Origin of the sequence: Gluconacetobacter tumulicola, assembly GCF_014174215.1 — a bacterium.
GTDB classification, from domain to species: Bacteria; Pseudomonadota; Alphaproteobacteria; order Acetobacterales; family Acetobacteraceae; genus Gluconacetobacter; species Gluconacetobacter tumulicola.
The window spans coordinates 1-16,426 of record NZ_JABEQL010000009.1; the positions used below are offsets into that span (position 1 = coordinate 1).

At 53.8% G+C, this 16,426-nt stretch carries 10 protein-coding genes and 1 pseudogene; 1 reads left to right on the top strand and 10 read right to left on the bottom strand.

Annotation, left to right across the window (positions count from 1 at the left end):
* The 7 genes and pseudogenes from HLH29_RS19450 to HLH29_RS08345 all read right to left on the bottom strand — a co-directional run.
* A partial coding sequence (locus HLH29_RS19450; protein ID WP_220791440.1) for a hypothetical protein occupies nucleotides 1–207 on the bottom strand: 207 nt, incomplete at its 3' end.
* A gap of 55 nt (nucleotides 208–262) precedes the next feature.
* A pseudogene (locus tag HLH29_RS08315) lies at nucleotides 263–1,016 on the bottom strand (IS5 family transposase); the annotation flags it as partial.
* Between the two features lie 150 nt (nucleotides 1,017–1,166).
* On the bottom strand, nucleotides 1,167–2,216 hold the full coding sequence (locus tag HLH29_RS08320; protein ID WP_182965708.1) for a GSCFA domain-containing protein: 1,050 nt from the start codon (nucleotides 2,214–2,216) through the stop codon (nucleotides 1,167–1,169).
* A 6-nt stretch (nucleotides 2,217–2,222) separates the two neighbouring features.
* The gene (locus HLH29_RS08325) at nucleotides 2,223–3,086 is read right to left on the bottom strand and encodes a WcbI family polysaccharide biosynthesis putative acetyltransferase (RefSeq protein ID WP_182965710.1); all 864 of its coding nucleotides are present in this window, start codon (nucleotides 3,084–3,086) and stop codon (nucleotides 2,223–2,225) included.
* Nucleotides 3,087–3,798: 712 nt separating this feature from the next.
* Nucleotides 3,799–5,325 (bottom strand): hypothetical protein, encoded by a 1,527-nt coding sequence (locus HLH29_RS08335; protein WP_182965712.1) that lies wholly within the window; start codon nucleotides 5,323–5,325, stop codon nucleotides 3,799–3,801.
* Between the two features lie 415 nt (nucleotides 5,326–5,740).
* Nucleotides 5,741–8,077, bottom strand: coding sequence for a glycosyltransferase (locus HLH29_RS08340; protein ID WP_182965714.1), 2,337 nt, complete (start codon nucleotides 8,075–8,077; stop codon nucleotides 5,741–5,743).
* A gap of 59 nt (nucleotides 8,078–8,136) precedes the next feature.
* A complete protein-coding gene (locus tag HLH29_RS08345; RefSeq protein ID WP_182965716.1) occupies nucleotides 8,137–9,969 on the bottom strand; it encodes a glycosyltransferase in 1,833 nt (610 codons plus the stop codon).
* A gap of 664 nt (nucleotides 9,970–10,633) precedes the next feature.
* Between HLH29_RS08345 and HLH29_RS08350 the strand changes: the two genes are divergently transcribed.
* Complete coding sequence (locus HLH29_RS08350; RefSeq protein WP_182965718.1) at nucleotides 10,634–12,091, top strand: mannose-1-phosphate guanylyltransferase/mannose-6-phosphate isomerase; 1,458 nt, start codon at nucleotides 10,634–10,636, stop codon at nucleotides 12,089–12,091.
* 239 nt (nucleotides 12,092–12,330) lie between these two features.
* On the opposite strand, the gene HLH29_RS08355 is transcribed toward HLH29_RS08350, so the two are convergent.
* The 3 genes from HLH29_RS08355 to rfaE1 all read right to left on the bottom strand — a co-directional run bounded on the left by HLH29_RS08355 (nucleotide 12,331) and on the right by rfaE1 (nucleotide 16,378).
* Nucleotides 12,331–13,659, bottom strand: coding sequence for a glycosyltransferase family 4 protein (locus HLH29_RS08355; protein WP_246374021.1), 1,329 nt, complete (start codon nucleotides 13,657–13,659; stop codon nucleotides 12,331–12,333).
* 95 nt (nucleotides 13,660–13,754) lie between these two features.
* Nucleotides 13,755–14,915 (bottom strand): AGE family epimerase/isomerase, encoded by a 1,161-nt coding sequence (locus HLH29_RS08360; protein ID WP_338030204.1) that lies wholly within the window; start codon nucleotides 14,913–14,915, stop codon nucleotides 13,755–13,757.
* Complete coding sequence (gene rfaE1, locus HLH29_RS08365) at nucleotides 14,912–16,378, bottom strand: D-glycero-beta-D-manno-heptose-7-phosphate kinase (RefSeq protein WP_182965722.1); 1,467 nt, start codon at nucleotides 16,376–16,378, stop codon at nucleotides 14,912–14,914. The genes HLH29_RS08360 and rfaE1 overlap by 4 nt, the downstream gene beginning before the upstream one ends.
* Between the last annotated feature and the right edge of the window lie 48 nt (nucleotides 16,379–16,426).

Consider the following 16,426-nt stretch of genomic DNA (forward strand, 5'->3'; position numbering starts at 1 on the left):
CATGGCAAAGGCCCAGTTCGCCATTCTCTTCGGTGAACGCTTCGCACGCGCCACCGTCTGATCAACAACGTGAACAACGCCTCGCACACGAAATTCCTGACAGTCCCCCGTCGCCCCGTCCACCCCAACCTCCGACAGAACCCGCATCTTCTGTTCATCGGACCAGCGTCGCCGACGCTCCACGCCAATCAGGATCTCCTGCCGCATCCTCACCTCCCAAACAACGTCAATAACGACGTCGTTAACGACGTGAACTTACCAATCACCCAATCCGATCATAAGGCGGCCATGAGCGGCCGGTTACGATCATCAGCCACGCGCAGGATAACGAGTTTGTTGCCTCGACATCCTTCGTAAGGCGGCGGCAGCGTCCGAGCCATGCAAAGCTGCGCTCCACGATCCAGCGTTTCGGCAGGACGACGAAGCCTTCAGCCCGATCGCAGCACCTGCGATCTCGATCGTCCATCGGCCGAGTTCAGCCAGTGCACCCCACAACTTCTCGCCAGCATATCCCCCGTCACCGATCAGATGGCGAAGCCAGGGGAACAGTGAGCGTATCTTGGTCGCTACCAGCGACGCGCCGTCTCGATCCTGAACGTCGGCGGGATGCACGACAGCCGCTACGACATGACTCGGCGTGTCGGTCGTGCTTTTGTTTTCAGCGGTTTTAACCGACTGGCTGTCGATAATGCCCACCGAGGGCGTGGCGTTTCGCCCGTCCTGTTCACGCGACAGGATCACGAGAATATGGTTCATGGCCTCCCATTGGCCCTCGCGGATCCAACGGTAGAAATAGCCCTGCACTGTCGTGAAGGCGGGAAAGTGACGCGGCAATTGCCGCCACTGGCAGCCCCCGTGTCGGAGGATCGCCTCCATGACCCGGCGCAAATCCGTACGTCGTGGCCTCCCCAGTCGTTTCCTCGCGGGCATCAGCAGCGCAATCAGCGCCCACTCCGCATCGCGAAGGTCACTTGCATACTCAAGGTCGTTCCGCGGGTGATTTCAGTCCAGGCCATCTTGATCTCATCAGGGTCTCGCAAAACCCATGAATCATAACCCGCTGAAATCACTCAACTCATTTTCGGTCCGACACTCACATAATCATGCTAAAAACCCAATCCGTATGACGGGTTTTGAAAATCTCCTACTACGCATCTCCGCAACCACTACTGGCGGGCAGAAGCCAAAACGGCCTCATCACAGATGACGATACTTTCACCGTATTTGATTTCTGCTCCAAAAATATGTTCATTTTCAGTCTGACCGCCTTCAATGTAATTCTTAAGAAAGCAACGCATTGCGTGGGAAACACCAATTGAATTTATCTCTCGAAAATCTTCTTCATAGTAATTTCCTGCACTATACCCGCCAGTAATAATTTCATATGACGGAAAATAGTCGACCCAATCAAATTTATGAGTCATCATTTCTGCCACTACACGCAAGACAGACTTACTGTATGTCGTTGACGTTAATACGTGTTTGTCCTCATAGGTGGCAATCAACGGGACAGGAGAGACTGTCAGAATACATTTAACGTTTGGATTGACACTCTTCAATTTACTTAGAAAGCTTTCCATGTCGAATGCCGTCTGCTCGACATTGAAATTGATAAATTTGAATTTTTCCGGGTCAAACGTACCGCCAACAACTCCAGGAGCCAAGGGGAAGACGGCATTATCCACAAGCGAAATCCACGCTTCCGTTAAGCCCAAGGTAAAGACAAAGACGTCACAATTTTCAAAAGCATCTTTGACGTAACGCAAATGTTCGACTCGTGAGGACACGACATCTTCTGCGGTCTCAAAAGCATCGGGTTCAATTTGCTGCCGATAGGGATCAATGAAGCGTCGATCAGGACGCATCCAGGCAGTATTAATATTTTTTCTTTCCGAATAAATTTCGTCAAAAAGCTGATTCAACTGCGCCGGCGTATAGATATTTCCATACCTCGCTGAAAAAACACCAAAATTTCGCCTTTTGCGTTCACTTTCCGGCAAATCAAGACCACTCTCCGGCACATAATAATTAAAACCTATTTCGGAAATTCTGCGTGAAATGTGTTGTGCAAAACAACTTCCGGAAGTTACAATCTTCATGTCGCGCGAGATTGTAAATCGCGTATTAATAACTGGATCAATCAGGTGCGCTGGCATCCGAGAAATCGAACGCCGCCAAAATTGATAATCTTTCAGATTGGCGTATGGATTACTCATGTCAGATCATCCTTTCGTCATCAAACTTGAGACCGCATTGTAACGAGGCAGAAATTCTTCAGTGACATTGATCAAACGATGATGGATCTTCTGTTCATCATAGGACGCATAAGAAGCCCGAACATAACTTTCCAAATTCATAAGTTCGTATTTGTTGAATATTTTGAATGTATAATCACCCTTTACGCCGTATCTTTCAGCAATTTCTGTATAAACCGGAAAAATAGCGCCTGTCGCAAGGTTGTCACTGGGCAAACATTGCGTTGAATACGCAGCAACGCATATCTTTTGAAGAAATTCACGCGCAATATCAAATAGACAGTTTATTTTTGGATGATTAATACTATACATAAATGCTGATGTTCTACTCCAATTTATGATTTGTCGGCCTATGTTAAATCCATATGCTTCGAATTCCTGGGCAATCCCACGCACACTTGGTCCCCACATATCAAAATATCCAGCCTTTTGATATGTATTTGCATTATAGAACCGAAGAGCATCCTGAACGCTGAGACCATTATTGTAAGCTGCAATGGCTATGATGGAATTATATGCATCAAGCGGTGAATTAAGTATGGTATTTTCCGCGCGAGCATAACAAAGATCAGGATGATATGCACCGAATACGATGCTTGGTATAATTTCCAGCCTTCGTGCGCAGTCCAGTTTGTTGTCTGGTATGGATATTATTTCTTGCGAAACGATGACGACGTCATATTTTTCTATGATATTAGCAGCATCGTGGATATTATTCCTGAATTCCCATATATCCATGGGAAAGACTTGGGCGTCGACACACAAAAGGCTTAAGCAATGAGCAAGCCCGTAGGTTTGACAATTTGAAATAACCAACCAACGCTGCTGCATCGATAAAATCCCTCAACTTCTCAGGATTTTTACCAATTTTCCTTATATTGTTCAAGATAATATAGGAAGCCGGCCGCCCGGCACCGGTTGATCTGCCCTGGGACTTTTATCCATTTCAAAATAGGACCTTGGGGGACGTGGCCCTCCCCCACGCGTTTCCTGCCCCCTGGGATGGCGTTCGAAGTCATCTTGTCGCTGACGATCTTCGATGGCCAGCCGCGATGCCCCGTAATCCGGTCGAGTTCCCGATCACGCCATGCACCTGACAACGAGGGGTTACAACCAGCGCCAGACATTCAGACGTGTTGTCATCCATCACCGTCAGCACGTGGAAACGCCGTCCACTGGCGCGCAGCAAGTCCCCTCAGGTCAGAAGCCGAATAGTCATCCCGTAGCTTCACCGCCCTCGTCATCACCCAGATCCTCCCCAAATCAAGAGAATCAGAACCAACGCCTTTCGTCACTTCACACACAAGTCAGTGGCTAGGTCCTTTGGTATAAGTCCAACACGAAATCGAGGCTACACCACTGATTGGCTCGCCGGGCAGCATGATCGGTGCGCGCCATCGCCCGTTTCCGGCCGTCACATTTGCGGACCGACAGACCTTCCTCGCGATGCCGTCACGTCAACCAAAAGGGAACTCATCAACGCAGACAGGACCTGATCATCTTTAACATGACGCGATCAGGCTCATGATTGACCTCATATCGATTATTGATGAGGCGTTTGTGCAGCCCACAGTAGCAATCCGACAGCGATAGATGGCATGTATGTCGATGGCGGTGACGCCATGATCCGTTCGGGAGGCATTGCCAAGGATATGGTATTCATGGCGGCAACGGGTGATGGCGTGCAGGCCGCCATATCGGCGACATAGCCCCGCACGCCCGCCGCGGCGACAGCTTCATCAAGCACCAAGCTGCCTACGCTGACGGAACTGCATTTGCGACCAAACAGATGAATGACCGCTTCCCCCATGGCCTGTGCGTAAAGGCTACCCACCTGTACCGTGCCATATCCCGCCATTTCAATCGCGCTGCCTTCCCGAAAGGCCGTAAAACTCGCTCGTGTACTATCCTGCCCCTGCTCGTCGAGAATCGAAACTTTAACCGTCGCTCCTGGTGCATTGTTCAGGATGCAATGCACTGAGCCATCACAGATCAAAATGCCGACGTTCACCTTCGTCGGGACGCCTCCGGCTAATGGTCCGGAGGCAGAATCCTGTTCGAGGTCGATGGTCGAGAAGGTGTTGATCGCAAAAATATCATCCAGTATCGGAGTGTCGGCACGATAGAGACGGATCAGATTTTCATTGTGCGTCTTGTAATGGAGCTTATCCAATTCACTGCCGTTGAAACCCCATTCGTGTATCCCGATGAAGCGATCCACGTCATAATCATGATGGACTTCAAAGCCGGTTGTATAGAAATCCGTCATCGCATTGCGCACCTGAAGGCGGCCAGCGTTATCCGAATAGACTCCTTTCGTAATACCACGCCACAATGTGTTGGTGATGAACACCTCTCCTTTCACATCTTGGATGCCAATTACGAACGGATAGGCCGCAGGCTTCCAAGAAGCGGTTACGCTACCGGCCGCAGGCTTACGCGATGCCGGCTGGATCTCGAAAAACGCGCACCCATCTATGGTCGCGCCGATAGCCGTTCCGCTTGAAATCGTGATCGGGCGGCTCGAGGAACCAATGAACCGCGCACCAATCTGAAACCACGTACCCCCATAACGCTGCGCTGGGTCGGCAGCCAGGCCACCGGTGGACATATGCCCCTGTACACATCGCCAGACTCCCTGATTGGTCTGCACGATCGGCGAGTTCAGTTTATATATTCTGGGAAGAAACACGATCTCGCCGCCCAATTGGCCATCGGAAGAGAGGATGTTCAGAACGCGCTGAATGGACGGCGCGTCGTCGTCGCCATCAGCGGCCACCTTCAGAGTGTCAGGAACGATGTGCCGATAGAGTGCCGTTAGCGCCGAGGCAGGATTTGCACCTCTGTACGGCACGGGCAGCGCCTCCATCCTACGAGTTTCCAGCGGCATCGTAGCCTGCCCAGAGTTCTTCAGGCCGCCTGTTTTGTCGTCTACCTGCGAAGTGAGCGTGCCGCCGGACATCGCATTTACGGCCGGCTTTCCTATTGTTCCGGATGCACCCAGTGCGCACCGTTGGCCAGCGTAAAACACGACCAATACAAATGCATACCTGAAAGCCTTTGTTTTCATTCTTTCACTCCGCAACCATATTGAACTGGCGTCGATCACCGGGCGTCCCCCCCCGTCAAAGACGAGAGATGCCCGGTAACTATATCGGAGATTAGGCCTGTACAGCCGGATACACCCGCGCCAGGGGTGTGCATGAACACATGTGATTACGGGCCTGATGCATGAGGCAGATACCTGCTGGGTCGGAGGGCGAGCAGTGTATTTCGTGAAAGGAGGACTTGATGGCAGCATCCAAGTCCCTCGCGATGAGCGTTGATAAACGTCGTCATCCTCTCTTGCCGGCCCCCTTCATCTCCCTACGTCACGCTTCCGGATCTCGGCTGAGACCTTCTTGACTGTGTCTCGCGGAAGATTCCTCAGCTCAGATAAAAAGCCTTCCCCAAATTGGCCACCTCACAACCCAAAGGATCCAGTATCAAACCCAGTGCTGTGTGTAGCTCTTCGCAAAGGCACCGACGTTCTCCAGCGTATTGTTTGCCGCAGCCTCAAGGAAATCCAGCCTGTCACGATGATCGTCTCTGTCAGAGGCACAGAAACCCAAGACAGAGATCCCGGCAGCATAGTGCTTCGGGCTGCCACCATGATCCATTACAATAGTTTCGTAGTCGGCGGAACGAATCTCGAAACATGCGCAGCCTTCCCTGTCGACCTCCACATCGAACACTGCCCACATACCCTGCCCCCCATTCATCGTGCTGGAGAAAACAAGACCCGATTGGGTATGGATCGAAAAAGTCGATGACTTTGAATCCAGTCCGCGCACATGCAGAAAGATACGCGCAATGGGGAATCCAAGATTCGGAATACAAAGCTGTGCCGAACCGGGCTTGATGCGACAGCCGCTCGGATCGGGCCAGAGCCACGCCTCGCCCACACGATACATCTCACCGCTGGCAATGCCGCGCCAGATACTGCGGTCACGATGCAATTTGAGTGGGACATAACGCCCACCAAGAGTCTTGGGGAAGCCCTCGTAAAGCGACCCTTTACTGGTCTTTACGCTATCCGAAAAAGCGACGATCTCATGCGTCATCGTCCGCCAGGTCGTCAGATGATAATGCTCGGTGATCTGCCGTTCCCGCTCTGCCCGGAATTTCGTATCGAAGAGCAACTTCTCTGCCTTCTCAACGAAATCGGTGACATTGCCGCTCTCAAATACCACGCCATACCCGGCGGCAGCCTCCACGAGGGAAGAGTTATCCGCGACCAGCGGCACGCGCCCATAAGAGAGAGATTCCGTAATCGGCAACCCCCACCCCTCGTAATGACTTGGATAGACGGTAAAAAGACTCAATCTATAAAGGCTTTTAAGCTCGAGATCGCTCGCCCGTTGAATAAAGACGATCTTGCTGCTGAGCGAAGGGTCAGCCGCAATGACGGACATAGCTCGGTCATTTAGCCAGCCGAACTTGCCGACACACACGAGCGGAGGAACCGCGTCCGCACCATTCTTTTGCAGAAGCGCCTGCCAGGCCAGGAATGCAGCTTCGTGGTTCTTACGCGCCTCGATCGTCGAGACGAATAGAACATAACCCTCAGCCTGCAGGCCCCACCTTCTGATAAGCGCCTCACTCGGAAGCACGCGCCCCTCATCATCCCCGGAAAAACTCGCGCTAAGAGGGATCGTCGCGACATTCCGCTCGTTCAATGGATGGCCCATGACACGCGCGGCATAAGTCAGATCGCGTGTCGTCGACGTTGAATTGGTAATAAAAGCGTCAGCATGAAAAAATACACCGACGAGCCACGTATTATAATCAATTGTGACGCCTTCTACGCAATATTGAGGTTTGATCGCGGGAATAAGATCATGAACATAGGGAACGAAAGTAATATCGCGCTCGCGCTTGAGATTGCGGATCGCAAGAAAATAATTGTACATCCACCACGATGTACCAAGATTCACTACTATTGCGCCATGTGGGGGCAAATAAGGCTGTGAAAATGGAATACGCGCAAAAAATCCGTCTCGTGCCGCCGTCCAAGCCTCCTGATCATCATTTTTGCATAGCGTTGCCAGCAAGGTGAATGTTGGGTGATCGAGATCAATGAAATGCTCGACGCCATCGACGAAGAAAAAAATCTCAACGCGATCGGTACAAGTCGCCACGGCTTCTGCCACGACCTCGATTTGAACACGCTGAATGCCGGTCGGAAACTTGTTATGTCGAAAATGCGCAATCAGATCACTGACGTCAAAACAGAGTGTCGCCTCCTCCGAGACAATTTTGTCTCGCCCTTCCACCGTGCTGGGACGAATATCAGCTGCGATCGCCTTTACTGTCTCTTTCTGCCGCAGGAATGCGGCAAAAGATGGACGTAGAGCGGTGATTTCCTGTTCTGCGGAAGCCGACACATCTTCAAACGGAAGGGCCGATTTATAGGCCTCTATCGCATTCTCGAAATCCCCATCCTCCGCCAGTCGGCGTCCAATGTGCAGGTAACATTCGCCCTTTGAAGGATCGAGCAAGAGGGCTGTTTGGTAAGCCTCAAGCCCCTGCTCATGATCGCCGAGTTCGCTCAACGCATGCCCGAGCTGAATCCAGATATGCGGGATCGTTCCATCGATCGCCACAGCTTCCCTGAAATGCCGAGCCGCAGCGTCCCAGTCCGCCTTATCCCGCGCAGCATTTCCCCCCTTCATTTTCCGAGATAGAGCCTTGGATACCCAGACACCGCCCGATTTGTAGAATTTCCCTGCCCGAAATCGCAACAAAGTACTTACGATCTCTTCGCGCCTAATCTCTTTCATGTCTCGCCAACCTTGTATCGATCCCACATTTACGTCCCTTCTATTTTTTTTCGTGAGACTTATTGGGTGCAAAGCAATTTTTTCATCTTTTTGTATTTCAGAAGATCGAAAAGCTTTGCCTCGATAAAATCGGTCCGTGCGTTGGCATTGGTCTTGTCAAAAAGGTACACACCACACACGCCTACCGAAATGACACGAGAATGACCTGTCTCTGGATTGGTAGTCGTTTCCACTTCACGAGAATAAACGTCTATGTTTAGCTTCTTCCCTGCAATATCCCCGTCAAAGTCGAGGAAACACCATGCTTCTTCATCTGGATTGAGGCGAAGCTTCGTGGAGGATCCAGCCAGATTGGCTGAAACCGTTACTTCGCAGTGAGACGATGGAATTCCCTTGAGTTGGATCGCAATCCGGTTGCATGGCTGCGCCACGGTGAAGGTCAGCCGCGCCCCTGTGCCCCGCGTCCAGCTGCCGAAATCCTCAAGACGATGCCAGCCCGAACCATCACGCAGCACTTCTGCGGAGGTGAGATCGCTTGAAATCTTTAACTGCCTGTTGCGATTGAGCGGATAATAGGCAGACTCAAGCACGGGCTCGATCTTCTTGGTCTGCTCCGCCCCTTCCTGGACGGCGTGGGCGAATGCCAAGACTTCCTGAGCGATCGTTTCCCAGTGACGAGCCTGGAAATTCTCCGCAATGTGTTGTTCCAACGCGGATAGATGGCCCCTGTCCTTGATCAAAGAAAGAAGCTTTTCTTCGAAATCGTGATTTGATCCGGTGCGATAAGTGACAGTCAATCCTTGCCCCGCTTCCGGTAGCGAGGAGTTGTCCGCAGTAACACAAACCTTCCCATAACCGAGCGATTCCGTGATTGGCAGCCCCCAACCCTCATAATAGCTCGGGTAGATCGTAAAGAGGCAGGATGAATAGAGCGCTGCAAGCTCCTCGTCACTGACACTCTCAATATAGACGATATGTTTTTCAGCCTCGATAAATGTGGCGAGTTTTTCCAGGAAAAAATGGCTCTCGAAACCGCGTTTGCCAACGATGACCAGTTTGGGAATAGGCAGCTTCGGGTTGTTACGAATCAGGTTTTGCCAGGCATCCAGTGCTCCGGCCTGATTCTTGCGCGATTCAACGGTCGAAATAAAGAAAACGAATTTCCCAGGTTCAATTCCCTCTCGCCTGAAAAGGCTCGTCGCCGCAGCGGTTGGCACGGAAACAGTTTTCTTTTCGGCGGCAAGATGCACGACGCGCACATCAGCGGAGGGAATGCCCGCATTCAATTCCGTTGCAAGCGCCAGAAAATCCTTTTTGCTTGCTTCCGAGACGGCGAAATATCGGTCCGAATGCTGTACGACGCCCATGAACCAATCAATGAATTCATGCACAAGTTCATGCGCACAAAAACGTGGCACAACAGCGGGAATTACGTCATGAATGAAAGGAATATAATAAATGTCGCTCTTCTTTTTTGCCTCACGGATATGCATGAAATAATTGGGAAGCCACCACGATGTACCGATATTGATCAGAACAGACCTCAGCGGAAAAGCGTCGATCCTTTCTGCCATCGCTTCCTGCCGTAGCGTCGATACCTCCCGGCGCCACACCAGATCCCGCGCATCTGAGCCCATCAAACTGAGCGTAGATACCTTCACAAAGCGGTCGGGATCGACCAAAAACCACCCATTCTCGTCCTCGAGAAATTGACAAAGCGCTATTTCCTCGCTTTCGCTTCCTGAAAGAATCGACTGGATAATGCTGATCTGAACCCGCTGGATCCCTGTAGGAGTCCGATTATCAGGAAAATAACCAAGAAGATCAGAGACATCGAACCAAATTTTTCTTTGAAATTTCTTCACGTCACTACCCACGATATCGTTTTCCACTCAATTCAATCTGCAGGAAAGATGATGGAGATGTCAGCGCCGAGGTAAACCTGGATCATAGCTTTCTCTCGTCCCTGCCACCGCCGATCCTGATCTCGATACCTGCCTCTCTGCTTTCCCCATTATCACGAATAAAAGATGGCACGTCCATGTCACTCCTGATTTTTTCACGTCACCGAAGCCCGCCATTGCAGACTACGATCTTGAAAAATGGAACAGACTGATAAGCTGCCCGGCTCGAAAGAGGCACGAATTTATCAGGAAGATTAAGAGGAAAGCGATGCGACGCGCATTTCCTGCGCCTCGGTAGCAATGGCCATCAGGGCCGCTGGGCTTCGGCATGCACACGACGGACGCGGCTCTCGCTGGTCGCCCTCGTTCACCACCCGACATTTCCAAACGGGCTCTGATGATCTTTAGGTCTCATGTTCGGACATGACCCTTGACCCGTCTCACGCTTCAAGCCCAAATATGGCAGGACTTCTCTGCACCTGACGGTCGACCGGATAGATAGCTATTTGCGAATATAAGGCCGCATAGTTACAACACTCAAGCAAGATAGACCTTTGAAAATCGGCATTCACACGATTTTATGCCTGTTCAAGGCAATCTCTTTTGATTAGGAGATCAAACAATTATGTCTAATCGGAGCACGTGCCCGCAAATGAAACCGTCTGATTATACACCTAATGCGGCAATAAACACTCGAACAGTCGTCCCGGTTATCCTGTCCGGCGGGTCTGGCAGCCGCCTTTGGCCGGTATCGCGTGGAAGTTTTCCGAAACAGTTTTGGCCGTTACTTTCAGATAAAACGCTATTGCAGGAAACGGCCCTTCGCGGCGAGCAGCCTGGATTTGGCCGCCCCGTCGTCGTCTGCAACGCCGATCATCGTTTTCTCATCGCGGAGCAGCTACGCGAAGTAGGCATCACCAATGCCCGCATCGTGCTGGAGCCGATGGGTCGAAATTCCGCCCCCGCGATCGCCGCTGCTGCGCTGCTGATCGCCGAGGAAAACCCCGATGCGGTCATGTGGGTCATGGCGGCCGATGCCGCGATCAAGGACCCGTCGGCCTTGAATGCGGCGCTCGCCGTGGCTGTCGACGCCGCCCGTCAGGATTATATCGTTACTTTCGGCATGAAGCCCACCAAACCGGAAACCGGTTACGGCTATATCGAGCGCGGTAGTGAATTCGCCGACGTGCCTGGCGCTTACCGTGTCGCGAAGTTCCTGGAAAAGCCGGATAGAGAACAGGCGGCGGAATTTATCCGTGACGAACGTTATCTGTGGAATTCCGGCATGTTCGTGGCCCGCGCCAGCACGCTGCTCAGCGAAATCGAGGCCTTCGAGCCCCTGGTTTATTCCTCGGTCAGGAATGCGGTCCAGGACCGTACATGCGATTCGGACTTCGAACGTCTTTCCGTGGAGCATTTTGCCCAATCTCCCGACATTTCAATTGACTATGCCGTCGCCGAACGCACCAAAAAGGCTGCGGTCGTGCCTGGGGATTTCGGCTGGTCGGATATTGGCAGCTGGGATGCGCTGTGGGAACTGACCCCGAAAGACGCTGACGGCAATGCGACTTCGGGAGATGTTTTTCTCGATGGCGCGAAGAATTGCTATGTCCGGTCCGACGGCATCGTCGCCACGGTCACGGGGGTCGAAGATCTGATCGTCGTGGTGACGAAGGACGCCGTCATGGTATCGCATCGCGACCGGGCCCAGGACGTCAAGAAAATGGTCGCCCGCCTGACGGCAGAAGGACGCCCCGAGGCACTCAGCCATAATCGGGTTTATCGGCCCTGGGGTTTCTATGAAAGCCTGATCCAGGGCGATCGTTTCCAGGTCAAACGCATCTCGGTCGATCCCGGCCAGAAGCTGTCGCTCCAAAAGCATTTCCACCGGGCCGAGCATTGGGTTGTGGTCGCCGGCACCGCCGTGGTTACACGTGACGCCGACCAGATTATGGTGCGCGAGAATGAAAGCGTCTATCTGCCGCTCGGTGCCGTCCATCGCCTGGAAAACCCGGGCCGGATTCCGTTGACACTGATCGAGGTTCAGTCCGGCCCCTATCTGGGTGAAGACGATATCGTGCGCATCGAAGATGTTTATGCCAGGGCATAACACCGTCTGACTGGATACGGGCCTATCGGCCGGGCCGCATCAACGATGCGGCATACGGCCGATTAGGTCCATTCCATGCACATAACGCCTGTTTCCAGAGAACAGACCGTAAAGATAGCCAAAGAGATGTATACAGTCGGTGCTTTGACACCGGTCGCATTCCATCGCCAGGCAATGCCAGAGCTGTCCACTCTATAGGCCGATCCGGCATGGATCACGGCCCCCGCCGGGCACAGGCGTCAGCGCCGGCTCTTTTTAAGAGAGAGGACAGATTGGTACATTTCCCGTAACCGGTCTTCGTATTTTCTCATATCAAAGCATGCGGCCTGTCTTGGCCCCAGTTCTCTCAGGCTGGCACAAAGCGCATCATTGCTGTCCAGTTCCTCGATCCCCGCGCTCATAGAGGACGGATCATACGCATCGACAAACAGGGCCGCCTCTCCGGCGACTTCCGGCAACGCGCCTTCACGCGAGGTCATCACCGGCGTACCCCAGGACAATGCTTCCAGCACGGGTAGCCCAAAGCCTTCAGAGAGCGACGGAAAAAGAACCGCGCGTGCCCCACGAATCAACGCAGCCAGAAGCGGGGCAGGCAGATATTCCAGCTTCTGAATGCGTCCGGCTGCAATGCCACGCTCCAAAAAGCGAAGCTCGTCATCCGTTTTCCAACTCATGGCTCCTACAATGACCAGCGTGCGGTCCGTCCGTGCCATGAGGAACGCTTCGATCAGGCGACCAATATTCTTTTTCGGTTCCAGCGAGCCAAAAAACAGAAAAAATCCCCCGGGCTGCAGACCGAACAATTCCCTGATTTCCTGATTGATGCCCTCTTCCCGCGAGACATCAATCGACGTATTCGGCTCGAATGACTGGTATGTATTGTGCAGTCGTTCCTCCACCTCTGGAAAAAACGATAGAATTTCCTTTCTGGAGGCTTCAGACACAGTGCAGATCGCGTCTGCACTCTGCACCACCTTGCTAATTAATTTGAAATGGAATTTTTTGTTGTCGAGTGTCGTCTGAGGCAGTCTCAGCGGCACAAGATCATGAATGGTATAGATATTTCGTGCGCCTTTGACCCTGATGGGCAAAGGATAGGTCCAATGCATGATTGCCGGTGGATCAGGGATGCAGATCGTCATGAAACGACCTGTAGAGCGAAAATGCCGCCCAGCGGCCTGATAGAGATTCTGCACGTTCAACACCCGGTCGAATGTCGGCAGCCTTTGGGCGAAACCACGTGCCTCGACCCGACCACTGATGGGCACCTCGACCGCCTTAGGCGCGCTCATAACCGTATCGGCAACAAAGTTCCGTAACCAACGCGGGAAGATGGATTTTGCAGCCTTCTTATCGGCGGTCTGCCCCAGGATGTCGAAAAACATGACTTCACGCAGCTCGGCTGACATAGCGGGGGAAATATCCATGCCGTAGACGACATCGACGGTACATCCCATCGCCTTGAGGCAATGCGTCAATGTGCGTGCGTAAGTTGCAATACCTGTTCCACGGGGGAGCGCCAGATTGAACCCATCTACACCGACATGAAGGGGGAAATCTCGAACCAATATTGCCTCACAAAATCTCATGAATGAGACGATTAAATCTACATAAAGTTGTTTATTGTCAAAAAATATTCAGACCGCTCTCTTTCTGCACACTATCATGTACAGATAATCTCTCTCGCCGCACCATAGATATGGTAGAGCGAACTGGCCGGCATATGATCCACCATCGGGGCGAGCCCTTCATCCAGCCGATCAATCCATCCGCCAGCAAGCCTGGCCGGCGCATAGCGCGTGAAAAACAGCGTGCTGATGGAAGACAGCAACGCGTCCCCCCCTTCCCCGGCATCCTTACGGCGCCGGCAGAGCAGGCGCAGAAGTTCGGTTTGCGGCCAGATGCGTGTTGAGTGCTCGAACACCACGCCATCCTCGGTCATGGCGTCATAGACAAGACCCGTATCCGGCGCGCACCCTTCTGTGCTTCCGAAGACGAACAGCCGTTCAGCCATGGCACACAGGTGCCCCCCCTTCTCTGCCTCAGGTGCCAGCCTGCGATATTCCCCCAGCAGCCACGCCCATTCGAACAGATGCCCAGGTTCGACGCGATTGTGCCCCGGTGGTGCCAATGGTACCCAGGCAGCATCGAATTCCTCAAGCAATGCTCCAGAACGGGGGCCCATAAACCGGCGAGATGCCAGGGCAACCAGCCGCTCCGCCTGGTCCAGATAAAAGGCCTCGTTTGTCGCCTCGAACAGGGCCAGACAGGCTTCCAGCAGATGCATGTGGGGGTTCTGGCGACGCACCGTATTCGCCTGAGGCACGCGGTCGCGGAACCCCTCGCCCTCCAGGGCGAATAATTGCCAGGTTTCCTCCGCCGTTTCGCGGGCAACACGCCGGTAGCGCGGGGCGCCGGTCAGGCGATAAGCCCAAGCATAGGCAAACAGGATGAAGGCATGGGCGTAAAGATCACGCACGGGGCTGGCAGGCGTTCCATCCGGCGCCAGCGAAAAGATCCAGCCCGCTCCATCATCAGCGCGCCAGTAAAGCCGCTCGACAGTTTCCAGACACCGCAAGCCCTTGGCAAGCTCCGGAGCCGACGTATCGTACAATCCATCCAACCCTGCCCGGCAATAGGTGGCAATCTGCCGCGCCTGGACCATCAACCGACGCTGCGGCAGAGAGACAGGCGTGCCATCCCATGTCAGCCGTTCATGATACAGCCCTTGCGCGGAATTGAACCCCTGTTCGCTCCACAATGGCAGCGCATGACGCATAAGCCATTCACGCCAGTGCGCGCCTGTACCCGCCAGGCTGGTCACGAAGAGCCATCGGATTCAACGGCCGGGGCCTGAGGCTGGCGCATCTTCGTGACAAGCGCGCTCGTCGAACGCCCCGCGACGAGATCGACCAGCGCGACCCTTCCGCCATAGGATTTGACGAAATCCCCGCCCACAACCTGGTGTTCCTGGTAATCCGCGCCCTTGACGACAACATCGGGACGCAGGGCCCGGATCGTGTCCAGCGGCGTGTCCTCATCGAAGAGAACAACCAGGTCGACATCCCGCAATGCACCGATCACGGTCGCACGCGCCTGTTCGTCCTGCACTGGACGACTCTCCCCCTTCAACCGTCGTACCGACGCGTCGCTGTTCAGCGCGACAATCAACTTGTCGCCCTGCTGAGCCGCAGCCTTGATCAGCATGATATGGCCCGGATGCACCAGATCGAAACATCCGTTGGTAAAAACGACGCGCGCACCGTGCCTCCGCCATTCTTCCACGATATCCCGCGCGCGCACGAGAGGCACGGTGGCGCCCTCTTCGCGGATTTCGGCCCTGAGCGCCGAGCTTAATTCGGCCCGCGAAACCGTGGCCGTACCCAATTTGCCGACCACGATCGAGGCAGCGCAATTGGCGATCACCACGGCTGTTTCCAGATCCTGGCCAGCGGAAACGACGCAGGCAATAGTCGCGACCACGGTATCTCCCGCGCCGCATACATCATACACCTCCGACTTGCGCGCGCGCGCATGCAGCACCGGGCCGTCCGTCCGAAAAAGGGTCATCCCCTCTTCCGAACGTGTCACCAGCACATGGCCGCCAAATTGTTCGGAGACGCTAGCTGCCGCATGTGCGATGTCATCGTCTGTACCCAGAGATAGGCCGGTAGCAGCAGCCAGTTCGCCACGATTGGGCGTCACCAGCCAGGCGCCGCGATAGGCACCGAACGTCCTGCGCTTGGGATCGACAATCACCGGAACGCCGCGCGCGGCGGCAAAGGCCATGATTGCCTCCAGCACCTCGTCCGACAGGACGCCCTTGGCATAATCCGAACAGACTACGACATCAGCCCGTGCGATCGCCGCACATGCGGCATCGATCAGGCGCGACCGTGTCTCTTCACTCACGACATCCAGCCGCTCGTCATCGATCCGTACGATCTGCTGACGGCCGCTCAACACGCGCGTCTTGGTGATCGTCGTCCATTTTGGGTCGACCACCAGACCCGACAGATCGATCATGGCGTGAGGCGCCAACGCGGCCCGCAACCTTTCCGCCGAGTTGTCCACCCCCAGAAGCCCTACCAACTCAACGCCACAACCCAGGGCCGCCGCGTTCATGGCGACGTTCGCTGCTCCCCCTGGCACCGCGCTGTGCATCGCACGCAACAGAACCGGCACCGGCGCTTCGGGCGAGATACGACTGACCGAACCTGAAATATAGCAATCAAGCAAAAGATCGCCAATAACGGCAATCCGTCCAAAATCGAAAGCTTCGATCATTTGCCTGAATACCTGCCCATGCCTAGAGTCAATCATCAAGCTGCTTCG

What these genes read in the sequence shown, in the direction of transcription:
- HLH29_RS08320 (WP_182965708.1), bottom strand. Translation starts at nt 2,216, where the DNA reads ATGAGTAATCCATACGCCAATCTGAAAGATTATCAATTTTGGCGGCGT.
- HLH29_RS08325 (WP_182965710.1), bottom strand. Translation starts at nt 3,086, where the DNA reads ATGCAGCAGCGTTGGTTGGTTATTTCAAATTGTCAAACCTACGGGCTT.
- HLH29_RS08335 (WP_182965712.1), bottom strand. Translation starts at nt 5,325, where the DNA reads ATGAAAACAAAGGCTTTCAGGTATGCATTTGTATTGGTCGTGTTTTAC.
- HLH29_RS08340 (WP_182965714.1), bottom strand. Translation starts at nt 8,077, where the DNA reads ATGAAAGAGATTAGGCGCGAAGAGATCGTAAGTACTTTGTTGCGATTT.
- HLH29_RS08350 (WP_182965718.1), top strand. Translation starts at nt 10,634, where the DNA reads ATGAAACCGTCTGATTATACACCTAATGCGGCAATAAACACTCGAACA.
- rfaE1 (WP_182965722.1), bottom strand. Translation starts at nt 16,378, where the DNA reads ATGATCGAAGCTTTCGATTTTGGACGGATTGCCGTTATTGGCGATCTT.